16 protein-coding genes are annotated in these 15,563 nt (G+C 63.2%); 10 read left to right on the plus strand and 6 right to left on the minus strand.

Translation table 11 applies throughout. The features are described from left to right. Nucleotides 1-66: 66 nt before the first annotated feature. Entirely contained in the window at nucleotides 67-717 is a 651-nt protein-coding gene (locus PFLCHA0_RS00310; RefSeq protein ID WP_015633641.1) for a hypothetical protein, read from the minus strand. Nucleotides 718-1,090: 373 nt separating this feature from the next. Here PFLCHA0_RS00310 and coxB point away from each other — a divergent pair, with 373 nt between their 5' ends. The 4 genes from coxB (at nucleotide 1,091) to PFLCHA0_RS00330 (ending at nucleotide 5,474) form a co-directional block, all read left to right on the plus strand. Next, nucleotides 1,091-2,218: a cytochrome c oxidase subunit II gene (coxB, locus tag PFLCHA0_RS00315; protein ID WP_011058449.1), complete on the plus strand. Its 1,128-nt coding sequence runs from the start codon at nucleotides 1,091-1,093 to the stop codon at nucleotides 2,216-2,218. Between the two features lie 82 nt (nucleotides 2,219-2,300). Then, complete coding sequence (gene ctaD, locus PFLCHA0_RS00320) at nucleotides 2,301-3,896, plus strand: cytochrome c oxidase subunit I (RefSeq protein ID WP_011058450.1); 1,596 nt, start codon at nucleotides 2,301-2,303, stop codon at nucleotides 3,894-3,896. Between the two features lie 99 nt (nucleotides 3,897-3,995). Next, the gene (locus tag PFLCHA0_RS00325; RefSeq protein WP_011058451.1) at nucleotides 3,996-4,553 is read left to right on the plus strand and encodes a cytochrome c oxidase assembly protein; all 558 of its coding nucleotides are present in this window, start codon (nucleotides 3,996-3,998) and stop codon (nucleotides 4,551-4,553) included. Nucleotides 4,554-4,586: 33 nt separating this feature from the next. Beyond that, nucleotides 4,587-5,474 carry a cytochrome c oxidase subunit 3 gene (locus tag PFLCHA0_RS00330; protein ID WP_015633642.1) on the plus strand — a complete coding sequence of 296 codons (888 nt, stop codon included), beginning with the start codon at nucleotides 4,587-4,589 and terminating at the stop codon, nucleotides 5,472-5,474. A gap of 6 nt (nucleotides 5,475-5,480) precedes the next feature. Here PFLCHA0_RS00330 and PFLCHA0_RS00335 read toward each other — a convergent pair whose 3' ends face one another. Next, a complete protein-coding gene (locus PFLCHA0_RS00335; RefSeq protein ID WP_011058453.1) occupies nucleotides 5,481-5,684 on the minus strand; it encodes a twin transmembrane helix small protein in 204 nt (67 codons plus the stop codon). A 70-nt stretch (nucleotides 5,685-5,754) separates the two neighbouring features. Between PFLCHA0_RS00335 and PFLCHA0_RS00340 the strand changes: the two genes are divergently transcribed. From PFLCHA0_RS00340 to PFLCHA0_RS00360, 5 genes are read left to right on the plus strand one after another with little or no spacing between them, the layout of a single operon-like run. Next, nucleotides 5,755-6,495, plus strand: a complete 741-nt coding sequence (locus PFLCHA0_RS00340; RefSeq protein WP_041751894.1) for an SURF1 family protein — start codon at nucleotides 5,755-5,757, stop codon at nucleotides 6,493-6,495. After that, nucleotides 6,461-7,051 (plus strand): hypothetical protein, encoded by a 591-nt coding sequence (locus PFLCHA0_RS00345; RefSeq protein WP_015633644.1) that lies wholly within the window; start codon nucleotides 6,461-6,463, stop codon nucleotides 7,049-7,051. Before PFLCHA0_RS00340 ends, PFLCHA0_RS00345 begins: the two co-directional genes overlap by 35 nt. A gap of 10 nt (nucleotides 7,052-7,061) precedes the next feature. After that, nucleotides 7,062-8,141 carry a COX15/CtaA family protein gene (locus tag PFLCHA0_RS00350; RefSeq protein WP_015633645.1) on the plus strand — a complete coding sequence of 360 codons (1,080 nt, stop codon included), beginning with the start codon at nucleotides 7,062-7,064 and terminating at the stop codon, nucleotides 8,139-8,141. Beyond that, the gene (cyoE, locus tag PFLCHA0_RS00355) at nucleotides 8,129-9,031 is read left to right on the plus strand and encodes a heme o synthase (RefSeq protein ID WP_015633646.1); all 903 of its coding nucleotides are present in this window, start codon (nucleotides 8,129-8,131) and stop codon (nucleotides 9,029-9,031) included. Before PFLCHA0_RS00350 ends, cyoE begins: the two co-directional genes overlap by 13 nt. Next, nucleotides 9,028-9,663, plus strand: coding sequence for an SCO family protein (locus PFLCHA0_RS00360; protein ID WP_015633647.1), 636 nt, complete (start codon nucleotides 9,028-9,030; stop codon nucleotides 9,661-9,663). The genes cyoE and PFLCHA0_RS00360 overlap by 4 nt, the downstream gene beginning before the upstream one ends. 207 nt (nucleotides 9,664-9,870) lie before the next feature. Here PFLCHA0_RS00360 and PFLCHA0_RS00365 read toward each other — a convergent pair whose 3' ends face one another. The 3 genes from PFLCHA0_RS00365 to PFLCHA0_RS00375 are packed head-to-tail and all read right to left on the minus strand — an operon-like array spanning nucleotide 9,871 to nucleotide 12,376. After that, nucleotides 9,871-10,644 (minus strand): MetQ/NlpA family ABC transporter substrate-binding protein, encoded by a 774-nt coding sequence (locus PFLCHA0_RS00365; protein ID WP_015633648.1) that lies wholly within the window; start codon nucleotides 10,642-10,644, stop codon nucleotides 9,871-9,873. Nucleotides 10,645-10,703: 59 nt separating this feature from the next. Then, nucleotides 10,704-11,369, minus strand: coding sequence for a methionine ABC transporter permease (locus PFLCHA0_RS00370; RefSeq protein WP_011058460.1), 666 nt, complete (start codon nucleotides 11,367-11,369; stop codon nucleotides 10,704-10,706). Continuing rightward, the gene (locus PFLCHA0_RS00375; protein WP_011058461.1) at nucleotides 11,369-12,376 is read right to left on the minus strand and encodes a methionine ABC transporter ATP-binding protein; all 1,008 of its coding nucleotides are present in this window, start codon (nucleotides 12,374-12,376) and stop codon (nucleotides 11,369-11,371) included. The genes PFLCHA0_RS00370 and PFLCHA0_RS00375 overlap by 1 nt, the downstream gene beginning before the upstream one ends. 215 nt (nucleotides 12,377-12,591) lie before the next feature. Here PFLCHA0_RS00375 and katE point away from each other — a divergent pair, with 215 nt between their 5' ends. Further along, nucleotides 12,592-14,784 (plus strand): catalase HPII, encoded by a 2,193-nt coding sequence (katE, locus tag PFLCHA0_RS00380; RefSeq protein WP_225368716.1) that lies wholly within the window; start codon nucleotides 12,592-12,594, stop codon nucleotides 14,782-14,784. 56 nt (nucleotides 14,785-14,840) lie between these two features. Here katE and PFLCHA0_RS00385 read toward each other — a convergent pair whose 3' ends face one another. Then, nucleotides 14,841-15,560 (minus strand): PA5502 family lipoprotein, encoded by a 720-nt coding sequence (locus PFLCHA0_RS00385; RefSeq protein WP_015633649.1) that lies wholly within the window; start codon nucleotides 15,558-15,560, stop codon nucleotides 14,841-14,843. Between the last annotated feature and the right edge of the window lie 3 nt (nucleotides 15,561-15,563).

Here is a 15,563-nt window from a genome sequence, read left to right on the forward strand (position 1 = left end):
AGGGGCTTGGGCGAGCCAGGCCCTTCGCCACAAGGCTCGCTGCGAGCCTTGCTGGCGAGGAATGGGTCAGGCGGCGGGCTGGTCGAGTTCCAGTTCCACGCCCAGTTGGCGTGACAGGCAAGGCCAGCGTTTCCAGGCGGCCTCGGTGTCCGGGCTGCTGAGTTTCTCGCGGTAGGCTTCCACCGACTCCAGGGCGAAGCTTTCTTCGTCGAGCATGGCGTCGACGGCGTGGTGCACCGCTTCGTCCAGCTGGTTGGCGAAGGTTTCGCCGATCAGTTGGTGGGCGATGAGGTTGGCGACAGTCATGTCCAGGGGGATCAGCGGACGGCCGAAATGCTTGATGTACAGGTCGTTGACCTCTTCCACCAGACGGTGGGCCAGATAGGCTTCATCCAGCAGGCCGTCGAGGCCGACGTGGCCATCCATGATGGCCGGCGGCTGGAGGAAGAATTGCTCGGCGATCTTCAGCACCGGCTTGATCTGCGACTCGATGCCGGCTTCCCGGGCTACAGAGTTGGCGGCGTCCAGAAGGTCTGGAACCTGGTCGATATAGGCGCTGACAAAACGGGTCATGACGCCCTTGGCGTCGACTTCGGGCAGCTGGATGGCAGGGTGCAGGTGAGGCAATTGGCTCTCCAACTGACGGGTCAGGAGGCCGGTACTGGCTTCGTGCTGCTGGGCCAGTTTGATCTGCTCGCGCAATGCGGCGGTGTTCATGAAAACTCCAGGGAACAAGGGCAATTGAATAGGGAGAACATAAGTTAGCCTGCTTACAAAAGCGCTTAAGACGCATTTGTCATAATTATTTCATGCTTAGTCACCACGGTTATATCGTTTCGCCATCCAGGGCACTCGATCCCTTTCCCGCCGTGGCCTGCAAACCTCCTTATTAGTGTTTCAGTTGATTTACGCCCTCGCGTTGCGAGGTGGGAGTCGCTGTCTATACTCGCCCTTGTATGAAGTTAGCTGATGATGCCCGACTGCAAATGCAGCGAAGGCTCGGCCGGTTTAAGTTCGTAGTCTAGGCAGCCGCTCCCTTGCCGCAGGTGTTAAGCCGGCGGGATAACAAGAACGATAAGGGGAACCCGCAATGATGCGACATCCACATGTCTGGATGGGCCTCCTGTTGTGGTCGGTATTCAGCCAGGCGCAAGCCGCCTGGACCGTGAATATGACGCCTGGGGCGACCGAGATAAGCCACGCGGTATTCGACCTGCACATGACCATCTTCTGGATCTGTGTGGTGATCGGCGTCATCGTCTTCGGTGCGATGTTCTGGTCGATGATCGTTCACCGCCGTTCCGTTGGCCAGGTCCCGGCCAAATTCCACGAAAGCACCACGGTGGAAATCCTCTGGACCATCATTCCCTTCCTGATCCTGGTGGCCATGGCCGTGCCTGCCACGGCGACGCTGATCAAGATGTACGACACCAGCGAGCCGGACGTGGATATCCAGATCACCGGCTACCAGTGGAAGTGGCACTACAAATACCTCGGCCAGGACGTGGAGTTCTTCAGCAACCTGGCCACCCCCGCCGACCAGATCCACAACCAGAGCACCAAGGGCGAGCACTACCTGCTGGAGGTCGACCAGCCGCTGGTACTGCCGGTGGGCGCCAAGGTGCGCTTTCTGGTGACCGCCGCCGACGTCATCCACTCCTGGTGGGTGCCGGCCTTCGCGGTCAAGCGCGATGCTATCCCGGGTTTCGTCAACGAAGCCTGGACCCGGGTCGACAAGCCCGGCATCTACCGTGGCCAGTGCGCCGAGCTGTGCGGCAAGGACCACGGCTTCATGCCGATCGTGGTGGAGGTCAAGAGCCAGGCCGACTACGACACCTGGATGGGCGAGCGCAAGGCCGAGGCGGCCAAGCTCAAGGAGCTGACCAGCAAGGAATGGACCCTCGACGAGTTGGTGGCCCGCGGTGACAAGATCTACCACACCACCTGCGTTGCCTGTCACCAGGCGGAAGGCCAGGGCCTGCCGCCGATGTTCCCGGCCCTCAAGGGCTCGAAGATCGCTACCGGTCCCAAGGAGGCTCACCTGAGCCTGGTGTTCCACGGCAAGCCGGGCACCGCCATGGCCGCCTTCGGCAAGCAGCTGTCGGAAGTCGACATCGCCGCCGTCGTCACCTACGAACGCAACGCCTGGGGCAACAACAAGGGCGACATGGTGACGCCCAAGGAAGTCCTGGCGCTGAAGCAGGCGGAAAGCAAATGAGCCGGCTCATGGGGTATGTGCGCAACCGGTCGCGGCGTTTCGCCGCCGATCATCCAGTCCATTCGCTCGCAGGAGACAGGACATGAGTGCTGTGATCGATGACCACGGCCACGCCGGCCATGATGACCACGCCCATGGCCCGGCCAAGGGCCTGATGCGCTGGGTACTGACCACCAACCACAAGGACATCGGCACCCTGTACCTGTGGTTCAGCTTCTGCATGTTCCTGCTGGGCGGCTCGTTCGCCATGGTGATCCGTGCCGAACTGTTCCAGCCCGGGCTGCAGATCGTCGAGCCGGCGTTCTTCAACCAGATGACCACCATGCATGGCCTGGTGATGGTCTTCGGTGCGGTGATGCCGGCCTTCGTCGGCCTGGCCAACTGGATGATCCCGTTGATGATCGGCGCGCCGGACATGGCCCTGCCGCGGATGAACAACTTCAGCTTCTGGCTGCTGCCGGCGGCCTTCCTGTTGCTGATCTCGACCCTGTTCATGCCCGGCGGCGGGCCGAACTTCGGCTGGACCTTCTATGCCCCCTTGTCCACCACCTACGCCCCGGAAAGCGTGACCTTCTTCATCTTCGCCATCCACTTGATGGGCGTCAGCTCGATCATGGGCGCGATCAACGTGATCGCCACCATCCTCAACCTGCGAGCCCCGGGCATGACCCTGATGAAGATGCCACTGTTCGTCTGGACCTGGCTGATCACCGCCTTCCTGCTGATTGCGGTGATGCCGGTACTGGCCGGGGTGGTGACCATGATGCTGATGGACATCCATTTCGGCACCAGCTTCTTCAGTGCAGCCGGCGGCGGTGACCCGGTGTTGTTCCAGCACGTGTTCTGGTTCTTCGGCCACCCCGAGGTGTACATCATGATCCTGCCGGCCTTCGGCGCGGTCAGCTCGATCATCCCCACCTTCAGCCGCAAGCCACTGTTCGGCTACACCTCGATGGTCTATGCCACCGGGGCGATCGCCTTCCTGTCGTTCATCGTCTGGGCGCACCACATGTTCGTGGTGGGCATCCCGCTGGTGGGCGAGCTGTTCTTCATGTACGCCACCCTGCTGATCGCCGTGCCCACTGGAGTCAAGGTGTTCAACTGGGTGAGTACCATGTGGCAGGGCTCGCTGACCTTCGAGACACCGATGCTGTTCGCGGTGGCCTTCGTCATCCTGTTCACCATCGGCGGTTTCTCCGGGCTGATGCTGGCCATTGCCCCGGCGGACTTCCAGTACCAGGACACCTACTTCGTGGTGGCGCACTTCCACTACGTACTGGTGCCGGGGGCGATCTTCGGGATCTTCGCCTCGGCCTACTACTGGCTGCCCAAGTGGACCGGGCACATGTACGACGAGACCCTGGGCAAGCTGCACTTCTGGCTGTCCTTCGTCGGCATGAACATGGCGTTCTTCCCCATGCACTTCGTGGGGCTGGCGGGCATGCCGCGGCGGATCCCGGACTACAACCTGCAGTTCGCCGACTTCAACATGGTGTCCTCCATCGGTGCCTTCACTTTCGGTGCGACGCAGATCTTCTTCCTGTTCATCGTCATCAAGTGCATCCGCGGCGGCAAAGCGGCTCCGGCCAAACCCTGGGAAGGTGCCGAAGGCCTGGAGTGGAGTATTCCCTCGCCGGCGCCGTACCACACCTTTGTCACCCCGCCGGAAGTGAAATGAACATCTGTGCTGTAGGAGCGAGCTCGCTCGCGAAGGCGCCAGAGGGTGGTGCCCGCTTCGCCGGCAAGCCGGCTCCTACAGGCTTGGGAGGACGTTGAGATGGCCGAGGTAACGCTGAAGAAACTGGTGACCCGCCTGTTGCTGGTGGTGGTGGCGATGTTCGTCTTCGGTTTTGCCCTGGTGCCGATCTACGACGTGATGTGCAAGGCCCTGGGGATCAACGGCAAGACCGGTGGGCAGTATGCGGACCAGGGGCAGCAGGTGGATGTATCGCGCCAGGTGCGGGTGCAGTTCCTGTCCACCAATGCCATCGACATGGTCTGGGATTTCTATCCCAAGTCCGATGACATCGTGGTCCATCCGGGGGCGGTGAACGAGATGATCTTCATCGCCCGCAACCCCAGCGACCACCCGATGAGCGCCCAGGCGATCCCGAGCATCTCCCCCAGCAGCGCGGCCATGTATTTCCACAAGACCGAGTGCTTCTGCTTTACCCAGCAGGTGCTGCAGCCGGGCGAGAAGATCGAGATGCCGGTGCGTTTCATCGTTGACCGTGACATGCCCAAGGATGTGAAGCACCTGACGCTGGCTTACACGCTGTTCGATATCACCGCGCGTCATCCACCGGTGGCGGTTGCCGCCAAGAACGGTGGCTAGACGATCTAGCGTGCCCGATAAGGAGAACAACCCATGGCGACTCATGAGCACTATTACGTTCCCGCCCAGAGCAAGTGGCCGATCATCGCAACGGTGGGCATGTTCGTCACCGTGGTGGGCCTGGGTATCTGGTTCAACGACCTCAAGGCTGCGCGACCGGAATCCCACGGCCCGCTGATCTTTTTCGTCGGCGGCCTGCTGCTGGCCTACATGCTGTTCGGCTGGTTTGGTGCGGTGGTCAAGGAAAGCCGCGCCGGGCTCTACAGCGCCCAGCTCGATCGCTCGTTCCGCTGGGGCATGAGCTGGTTCATCTTTTCCGAAGTGATGTTCTTCATGGCCTTCTTCGGTGCGCTGTTCTATGTGCGGCACATGTCCGGGCCCTGGCTCGGCGGTGAGGGGCACAAGGGCATCGCCCACATGCTGTGGCCGAACTTCGAGTTCGTCTGGCCGCTGCTCAACAACCCCGACCCGAAACTCTTTCCGCCGCCCAAGGGCACCATCAGCCCCTGGGGCCTGCCGCTGCTCAACACCATCCTGCTGGTGAGTTCCAGCGTCACCGTGACCATCGCCCACCACGCCTTGAAGAAAGGCCATCGCGGCGCGCTGAAGATCTGGCTGGCGCTGACGGTGCTGCTGGGTTGCGCCTTCCTGGGCTTTCAGGCCGAGGAATACATCCATGCCTACCACGAGCTGGGGCTGACCCTGGGTTCGGGGATCTACGGCGCCACCTTCTTCATGCTCACCGGTTTCCACGGTGCCCACGTGACCATTGGCACCCTGATCCTGTTCGTGATGCTGATGCGCATTATGCGCGGGCATTTCGACGCCGAGCACCAGTTCGGCTTCGAGGCCGCCAGCTGGTACTGGCACTTCGTCGACGTGGTCTGGATCGGCCTGTTCGTTTTCGTCTACGTGCTCTGAGGCGCCCTACCAGGGCGCGTGGGAGACCAGCTGGCCGCTGAAGAAACCCCAGGCGATCAAGCCGACGGTGACCACGGCCAGCGCGACCCGAATGCTCAGTGAGGTCACCAGGCGCTTGGATGAACTGTCGTCCTTGACCAGAAAGAACAGGCCGCTGAACAGGCTGACAACCGTGGCAATCAGCATCAGGACGATGGCTGCTTTGAGCATGGTGGGACTCCGGGGGAAACGCGATGTACAGCAGTATAGCGAGTGGATTTCTCAGCCTTGCAGGCCAGCCATGAAGGGCTTCCGGCCGGGCATCGGGCCGACCCTGGTGGTGCTTTTGCTGCTGCCGGTGCTGGTTGCCCTGGGCTTCTGGCAACTGGGCCGGGGCGAGCAGAAGCGCCAGTTGCTGGCCAGCTACGCCGAGCGCCGTGCGGCGGAGCCGGTGGCCCTGTTCGAGCTGTTGGCCAGCGAGGATCCGGCTTTTCGCCGGGTACGCCTGCACGGTCATTTCGATGCCGACCACAGCCTGTTGATGGATAACCGCCTGCATGACGGCAAGGTCGGGGTCGAGCTGCTGCAACCCTTCCTCGACCAGGCCAGCGGTCGCTGGCTGCTGGTCAACCGCGGCTGGCTGCCCTGGCCCGACCGGCGCACGCCTCCCGTATTCAGCACCCCGCAGCAGAGCCTGAGCCTGGATGCCTGGGTCTACGTTTCCCCGGGCGCGGCATTCCAGCTGCACGCCGACCCCAGCGGTGCGATCTGGCCGCGGCTGATTACCGCCGTGGCGCCACAAGCGCTCTGGGCCGAGCTGGGCCGCAGCGGTTTCGACCATGAAGTGCGCCTGGAGTCGGGCCCGGGTGCCTACCTGACCGAATGGCCGGTGGTCGCCATGGGCCCGGAAAAACACCAGGCCTATGCGGTGCAGTGGTTCGCCATGGCCCTGGCGCTGTTCGCTCTCTATCTCTATTTCGGCTGGCACAACACTCGGGAGAAACGCCATGGGAACGGCCATGAATCCACCCAACATCTCTGACGCCCAGGCGCCCAACCGGCGGCGCGGCCGCTGGCAACTGGTGCTGATCCTGCTGATGGTGATCGGCCCGATGATCCTTGCCACCGGCATGTACAAGCTGCAGTTCTGGGTACCGGAAAGCCGCAGTTATCACGGCGAGCTGATCGGCAATGGCCAGACCCGCGCCCAGATCGGCGTGCAGGCCGAGGAGGATCGCTGGCAGGTTCTGGTCACCGCGCCCGGGGAGTGCGCAGTGGATTGCCAGCAACTGGTGTACCTGGCGCGGCAGATCCAGATCGCCCTGGGCCGTGATGCCTCGCGGGCCAGCCATGCCCTGGCCAGCGCCCGGCCCCTGAGCGCCGAATACGAAGCCAAGCTGCAGCGTGAATACCCGCAACTGCAACGCTACCCCCTGGACCTGGCGACCTTCACCAAGGGCGCCAACGACAAGGAGGCGCCGCAGCTGTGGATCGTCGACCCCCACAGCAACCTGGTGCTGCGCTATGACGCCCGGGTCAAGGGCAAGGACCTGCTCAACGACCTGCGCCACCTGCTGAAACTGTCGAACATCGGATAAGGGCATCGTCATGGCCAAACCTGGATTTCGCCTCGCGTTGTTTGCCACCTTGCTGGCCCTGATCGTGGTGCTGCTCGGCGCCTACACCCGGCTGACCCATGCCGGCCTCGGCTGCCCGGACTGGCCCGGCTGCTACGGCTTTATCAGCGTGCCGAAAAGCGAAGCCCAGTTGGCCCATGCCGAGCTGCATTTTCCCGATACCCCGGTGGAGGCCCACAAGGGCTGGAACGAGATGATCCACCGATACTTCGCCGGTACCCTGGGGCTGCTGATCGTGCTCCTGGCGGCCCGGGCCTGGACCCATCGCCGGCATCCGGGGCAGCCCCTGAAGCTGCCGCTGTTCCTCCTGGCAGTGGTGTTCGCCCAGGCGGCCTTCGGCATGTGGACGGTGACCCTCAAGCTCTGGCCGCAAGTGGTCACCGCGCACCTGCTGGGCGGTTTCGCCACCCTGAGCCTGTTGTTCCTGCTGACCTTGCGCCTGTCCGGGGTATTGCCGGCGCTGATCGTGCCGCGGCGCTTGCAGCACTGGGCTACCGCCGGGCTGGTGCTGGTGATCGGGCAGATCGCCCTGGGCGGCTGGGTCAGTTCCAACTACGCGGCGGTGGCCTGTATCGACTTGCCCACCTGCCATGGCCAGTGGTGGCCGAACATGGATTTCGCCAACGGCTTCCACCTGACCCAGCACATCGGCCCCAACTACCTGGGCGGGCAACTGGACAGTGATGCCCGCACCGCCATCCACATGACCCACCGGATCGGCGCGGTGCTGGTGACCCTGGTGTTGCTGGGCCTGGCCTGGCAGCTGCGGCAGACCGGCATGACCCGCCTGGCCGGGCTGGTGCTGGTGGCGCTGGGGGCGCAGGTCAGCCTGGGCCTGAGCAACGTGTTCTTTCATTTGCCACTGCCGGTGGCCGTGGCCCACAACGCCGGGGGGGCGGCGCTGCTGCTGACCCTGGTGCTGGTCAACTACCACGCCCGTACCAGCCTGGTACGGGCCCGGGATCGCCTGCCCCTGGGCTGGCGGCTCAGCCCGCGTAAACAGATGGCGGGTCCCATCACCATCAAAGGAGAGATGCCATGGCGACTCTGATCAGCGAACGTCAGCATCCCCAGGCGATCTGGCGCGATTACCTGGAGCTGACCAAACCCAAGGTGGTGGTGCTGATGCTGATCACCTCGCTGGTGGGCATGTTCCTCGCCACCCGCGCTGGGGTTCCGTGGACCGTGCTGGTGTTCGGCAACCTGGGCATTGCCCTGTGCGCGGGCGGGGCGGCGGCGGTCAACCATGTGGTGGACCGGCGCATCGACGCGCTGATGGCCCGGACCCACAAGCGGCCCCTGGCCGAAGGCCGGGTATCGCCACGAGCGGCGCTGGCCTTTGCCCTGCTCCTGGCGCTAGCCGGGCAGGCGCTGCTGCTGACCTTCACCAATCCACTCACGGCCTGGCTGACCCTGGCCTCGCTGCTGGGCTATGCGGTGGTCTACACCGGGTTTCTGAAGCGCGCGACGCCGCAGAACATCGTGATCGGCGGGCTGGCCGGCGCGGCTCCACCGTTGCTGGGCTGGGTCGCCGCCACCGGGCACATGAGCGCAGAACCGCTGCTGCTGGTGCTGATCATCTTCGCCTGGACCCCGCCGCACTTCTGGGCCCTGGCCATCCACCGCAAAGAGGAGTACGCCAAGGCCGATATCCCGATGCTGCCGGTCACCCATGGCGAGCACTACACCAAGGTGCACATCCTGCTCTACACCTTTGCCCTGCTGGCGGTGAGCTTGCTGCCCTATGTCATCCACATGAGTGGCGTGCTGTACCTGGTGTGTGCCCTGGCCCTGGGCGGGCGCTTCCTGCAATGGGCCTGGGTGCTGTACCGTGGCACTCGGCCGCACGCGGCGATCAACACCTTCAAGTACTCTATTTATTACTTGTTCCTGCTGTTCATCGCCCTGCTCGTAGACCACTACCTATTGTTGATCCTATGACTCGAACTCAGAAAACCGTCTTTATTCTCGTTGCCCTGGTGGCCCTGGTGCTGGGGCTTACCGTCAACAAAGTACTGTCCGGCAAGGGTCAGGGCGACCCCACTGCACTGATCGATGCGGGCATCATCCTGCTGCCGCAAAGCCGTACCCTGCCTGCGGTGAAGATGGTCGACCAGGACGGCCAGCCAGTGGTGATCGACGAGCTGAAGGGCAAATGGTCGCTGCTGTTCTTCGGCTACACCTTCTGCCCGGACATCTGCCCCACCACCCTGGCGCAGTTGCGGCAGATCAAGAGCGAGCTGCCCAAGGAAGCGGTGGACAAGCTGCAGGTGGTCCTGGTCAGCGTCGACCCCAACCGTGATACCCCGCAGCAGCTCAAGCAGTACCTGGGCTACTTCGACAAGGACTTCAAGGGCCTGACCGCCTCCTCGGTGGAAGACCTGCAGAAGCTTGCCAACGCCGTGAGCATTCCCTTCATCCCGGCCGATACCAGCAAGCCCAACTACACCGTGGACCACAGCGGCAACCTGGCGGTGATCGGCCCGGACGGTACCCAGCGCGGTTTCATCCGTGCTCCGTTGAACAACCAGAAGCTGGTGGCCCAACTGCCGGTGATGCTGCAGCGCAAATAACGCTACATGCTCGAACCGCCGAACCGCCGAACCGCCGAACCGCCGAACCGCCGAACCCTGTAGCCGCTGCCGCAGGCTGCGATCGGCCTCGAAGAGGACGCGCTCCTGAGGCCCTCGGAAGACGCTGGGCGCCTTATCCCGGCCTTCGGCAGCGGCTACAACGAAACGGGGCGCCCCAAGGCGCCCCGTTTGTGTTTCTGCAACCGATCAGAACGCCGGCACGATGGCGCCTTTGTACTTCTCGAGAATGAACTGCTTCACTTCAGGGCTGTGCAGGGCCGCGACCAGCTTCTTCATGGCGTCCGAATCCTTGTCGTCAGGACGGGCCACCAGGATGTTCACGTAAGGCGAATCCTTGCCTTCGATCACCAGGGCGTCCTTGGAAGGATCCAGCTTGGCTTCCAGGGCATAGTTGGTGTTGATCAGCGCCAGGTCGACCTGGGTCAGCACGCGCGGGATGGTGGCAGCTTCCAGTTCACGGAACTTCAGGTCCTTGGGGTTCTCGGTGATGTCCTTGATGGTGGCCAGGATGTTGTTGGAATCCTTGAGCTTGATCAGGCCGGCCTTGTCCAGCAGCAACAGCGCGCGGCCGCCGTTGGTGGCGTCGTTGGGGATCACCACGGTGGCGCCGCCCGGCAGTTCGGAGAGCTGCTTGTACTTGCTGGAATAGGCACCCAGGGGCTCGACGTGAACACCGGCAACGTTCACCAGCTTGGTGCCCTTGGCCTTGTTGAACTCATCCAGGTAGGGCTGGTGCTGGAAGAAGTTGGCGTCCAGGCGCTTTTCGGCGACTTGCACGTTGGGCTGCACGTAGTCGGTGAAGACCTTGACCTTCAGGTCCACGCCTTCCTTGGCCAGGGCCGGTTTGACGAACTCCAGGATCTCGGCGTGGGGCACTGGTGTGGCGGCCACGGTCAGGGTTTCGGCGGCGTGCGCGGAGAACGCGGCAACGGCTGCGAAAGCGACGAGTAGTTTTTTCATCCAACAAGCTCCTTGTAAGTCGCCCGACCCCGGGCGCCTGCCGGCCTGGGCCGGCAATTTTATTTGCGGGAAAAGTGCACCACCAGCTTGTCGCCGACGGTTTGCAGAACCTGGACCAGCACCAGCAGCAACACCACGGTCACCACCATCACATCGGTCTGGAAGCGCTGGTAGCCGAAGCGGATCGCCAGGTCGCCCAGGCCACCGGCCCCCACCACGCCGGCCATGGCGGTGTAGGACACCAGGGTAATGGCAGTCACGGTGATAGCGGCAAAGATGCCCGGGCGGGCTTCCGGGAGCAAGGCATTGGTAATGATCTGCCGGGTGCTGGCCCCCATGGACTGGGTGGCCTCGATGATGCCGCGATCCACTTCGCGCAGGGCGGTTTCCACCAGCCGGGCAAAGAACGGCGTGGCGCCGACCACCAGCGGTGGAATGGCCCCGGCAACCCCCAGCGATGTGCCGGTGATCAGTACGGTGAAGGGAATCATCACGATCAGCAGAATGATGAACGGCAGCGAACGCAGGATGTTGACCACCAGCGACAGCAGCGCATACAGCGACTTCTGCTCCAGCAGTTGGCGCGGGCTGCAGAGGAACAGCAGCACGCCCAGTGGCAGGCCCAGCAGTACGGTGAACAGCAGCGAGCCGCCGAGCATCATCAGGGTGTCGCCGGTGGCCAGCCAGATTTCCAGCCAGTCGATGTTGGCGAAGAAGGTATCCATCAGCGCAGCACCTCCATGTGGACATCGGCCGCGGTGAAGCGGGCGAAGGCCGCTTCCATGTCACCGCCGGTGATGGCCAGGGTCAGTTGCCCGTAAGGGGTGTCCTTGATGCGGTCGATGCGTCCGGCGAGGATGCTGTAGTCGACCCCGGTCTCCCGGGCCACGGTGCCCAGCAGCGGCGCGTAGGTGGAATCGCCCTGGAAGGTCAGGCGCACGATGCGCCCCGGTACGTGGGCGAAGTCGTCGCGCTGCTCGTTCTCGTCGATCTGCTCGTCTTCCTGGACGAAGCGCCGGGTGGTCGGGTGCTTGGGGTGCAGGAACACGTCGGCCACCGGGCCCTGTTCGACGATCACGCCGGCGTCCATCACCGCCACCTGGTCACAGACGCGACGGATCACGTCCATCTCGTGGGTGATCAGGACGATGGTCAGGTTCAGCTCGCGGTTGATCTCGGCCAGCAGTTGCAGGACCGAGGCGGTGGTCTGCGGGTCCAGGGCACTGGTGGCCTCGTCGCACAGCAGGATCTTCGGCTTGGTGGCCAGGGCGCGGGCGATGCCGACGCGCTGCTTCTGGCCGCCGGACAGCTGCGCCGGGTATTTCTTCGCGTGGTCGGCCAGGCCGACCCGGTCCAGCAGCTCGGCCACCCGGCGGTCGATGTCGCTGCGCGACAGCTCGCCGGCCAGGGTCAGGGGCAGGGCGACGTTGTCGGCCACGGTCTTGGACGACAGCAGGTTGAAGTGCTGGAAGATCATGCCGACCTGCTGGCGGAAGCGGCGCAGGCCACTGGCGTCCAGGGCGGTGACGTCTTCGTCGTCGACGACGATGGTGCCGCCACTGGGGTTTTCCAGGCGGTTGATCAGGCGCAGCAGAGTACTTTTACCCGCACCGGAGTGGCCGATCAGGCCGAACACCTGGCCATTCTCGACCCGAAGGCTGGTCGGGTGCAGGGCGGGAATATCCTTACCGGCGACCCGGTAGGTTTTATGGACGTTTTGAAACTCGATCACGTAGCGAACCTTGTGGGGCGCGTTAGAAAAGGATCAGCGGTTAGCCGGGCGCGCATTTTAGCCTGTCCGTATAGAGGTTCTTAGCATTTATTTCGCAATCATCCTGCCATTTGGCAATAACGCGATCAAAGGTCATAAAAAAGGAACGCCCGCACCTTCTCGTCAGTCACTACTTAAGTCACTCGAAAGCCGCCAGGTGCCGTGCCTGGAGGCCTTTGCCCACGAAGCCCCGGCACGCCAGGGATTTCGCCAACGAGGAGTTTTGCCTGATGAGCACGAAGAAGCCCGATACCCCAAAAAGCCAGATGGCCGGGACCGACACCCTGGACCGCGGCAACAGCAACAGCAAGCTCAAGAGCCTGGAGACGTTCCGCTCCGACGCCACCGGGCAGGCCCTGCGGACCAACCAGGGGGTGAAGATCGCCGACAACCAGAACACCCTCAAAGCCGGTGCTCGTGGGCCTTCGCTGCTGGAAGACTTCATCATGCGGGAGAAGATCACCCACTTCGACCATGAGCGGATTCCCGAGCGCATCGTGCATGCCCGAGGGGTGGGTGCCCATGGTTACTTCCAGAGCTATGACAACCATTCGGCATTGACCAAGGCCGGTTTCCTGCGTGATCCGGGGAAGAAAACACCAGTGTTCGTACGCTTTTCCACGGTCCAGGGGCCAAGAGGCTCTGGCGACACCGTGCGTGATGTGCGCGGCTTTGCGGTGAAGTTCTTCACTGACGAAGGCAACTTCGACTTGGTGGGCAACAACATGCCGGTGTTCTTCATTCAGGACGCGATCAAGTTCCCCGATTTCGTACACGCCGTGAAACCCGAACCCCACAACGAAATACCCACCGGCGGCTCGGCCCATGACACCTTCTGGGACTTTGTCTCGCTGCAGCCGGAATCGGCGCACATGGTGATCTGGGCCATGTCAGACCGGGCCATTCCGAAAAGCCTGCGGGCCATGCAGGGCTTTGGCGTGCATACCTTTCGCCTGATCAACGCCCAGGGCCGGTCGAGCTTCGTCAAGTTCCACTGGCGGCCGACGGTGGGTACCTGTTCGCTGGTCTGGGATGAAGCGCAGAAGCTGGCGGGCAAGGACACCGACTTCCATCGCCGCGACCTGTGGGAATCGATCGAAGCCGGGGATTACCCGGAGTGGGAGTTCGGCGTACAGATCATCGCCGAGGAAGACGAGCACAACTTTGATTTCGACATCCTCGACCCGACCAAGCTGATCCCCGAGGAGCTGGTGCCGATCACGCCCCTGGGCAAGATGGTGCTGAACCGCAACCCGGACAACTATTTTGCCGAGACCGAGCAGGTCGCCTTCTGCCCGGGGCACATAGTGCCCGGGATCGACTTCTCCAACGACCCGCTGTTGCAAGGGCGGCTGTTTTCCTACACCGATACCCAGATCAGCCGCCTGGGTGGGCCGAACTTCCACGAATTGCCGATCAATCGGCCGCTGGCGCCCTTCCACAACAGCCAGCGCGACGCCATGCACCGCATCACCCTGGACAAGGGCCGGGCCTCCTATGAGCCCAATTCCATCGACGGCGGCTGGCCCCGGGAAACCCCACCGGCGGCCGAGGATGGCGGCTTCGAGAGTTACAACGAGCGTATCGATGCGCACAAGATCCGCCAGCGCAGCGAATCGTTCAGCGACCATTTCTCCCAGGCGCGGCTGTTCTACAAGAGCATGAGCAAGCACGAGCAGGAGCACATCATCGCCGCCTACAGCTTTGAGCTGGGCAAGGTGGAACGTGAATGGATCCGCGAACGCCAGGTCAACGAGATTCTGGCCAACATCGACCTGCAACTGGCCGCGCGAGTGGCCGAGAACCTCGGGCTGGCGGCGCCGAAGAAAGCCACGGTGGCGGAGCGCAAGACTTCGCTCTCGCGCTCGCCGGCCCTGAGCCAGGCGAACCTGTTGCCGGGCAATATCAAAACCCGGAAGGTGGCGATTCTGGCGGCCAACGGCGTCGATGGTGCAGCGATCGATGCGCTGAAAAAGGCTCTCAAGGCCGAAGGGGCACACGCCAAGCTACTGGGGCCGACCTCGGCGCCGGTCACCACGGCAGACGGCAAGAGCCTGCCGGTGGATGCGTCCATGGAGGGCTTGCCATCGGTGGCCTTCGATGCGGTGTTCGTGCCCGGAGGTGCGCAGTCGATCAAGGCCTTGAGCGGCAATGGCGTGGCCCTGCATTACTTGCTGGAGGCGTACAAGCACCTCAAGGCGATTGCCCTGCACGGCGATGCCCGGGAGCTGTTGCACAGCCTGCGGCTGGAGGCGGATGAAGGCTTGATCGTGGGGGCCGATGCCAAGGCGCTGAAGGCATTCATTGCCGCCATCGCGCAACATCGGGTCTGGAGCCGAGAGGAAAAGGCCAAGGCAATCCCGGCCTGAACACACTTTCCCCGACAAGCCTGCTCCGTGTAGGAGCCGGCTTGCCGGCGAAGGCTTTACTGCGCCTTGCGCGGCGTCAGCACCATCTGCGCCGGTACATGGCGCACGATTTGCCGACTGATCTTCTGTTCAAAGTCCGGGTCGAGCTTCTTCACCCGCTTGCCGAGCAGGGTCGACAGCCAGGGGTAATCCTCGGTGCGTGGTACCTGGATGCTCACGTCGCACTGGTAGTTCACCACATCGGCGGCCAGGGCATCGAGTTGATGCCGCAGCTTGCGGATATCAGTGACGTTCAAGGCGACGGTGGTGCTATCGGCGGTCGGATCGATCAGCTTGGCCGCAGGCCGCGCTTCGGCGGCCTTCAGGGCGGCTTCGGCCTTGTCCAGCTCCGCCTTGCGGGCGTGGGCAATGGCATTGTTGACCCCACCGGTCAGCGCCGGAGCCTTGGGCATCAGTGCCCGGGCACGGCTCAGGGCCGTGGCTGCGGCGTTCACATCGCCCTTCTGCAGGACGATCTGGCTGCGCTGCAGATAGGCTTCGGCCAACTGCCGCTGGTACTGCACCAGTTGCGGGTCGTCGGGCGTCTGCGCCTGCAAGGCACTGAGTTGATCTTCCGCGGTGGCCAGTTCGCTGCTGGCGATGTTTTGTTCCAGCTGCGCGATGGCCGTGGCCCGTGCATCAGGGACCTCGGTGGCCGCTGGTGGCGTGCTTTGGCAGGCTCCCAGTAGCAGGGAAAATGCGACAAGGAGCAGATAACGGGAGGCGAACGGCTTCATTCC

Source organism: Pseudomonas protegens CHA0, assembly GCF_000397205.1.
In the GTDB taxonomy this organism is placed as follows: domain Bacteria; phylum Pseudomonadota; class Gammaproteobacteria; order Pseudomonadales; family Pseudomonadaceae; genus Aquipseudomonas; species Aquipseudomonas protegens.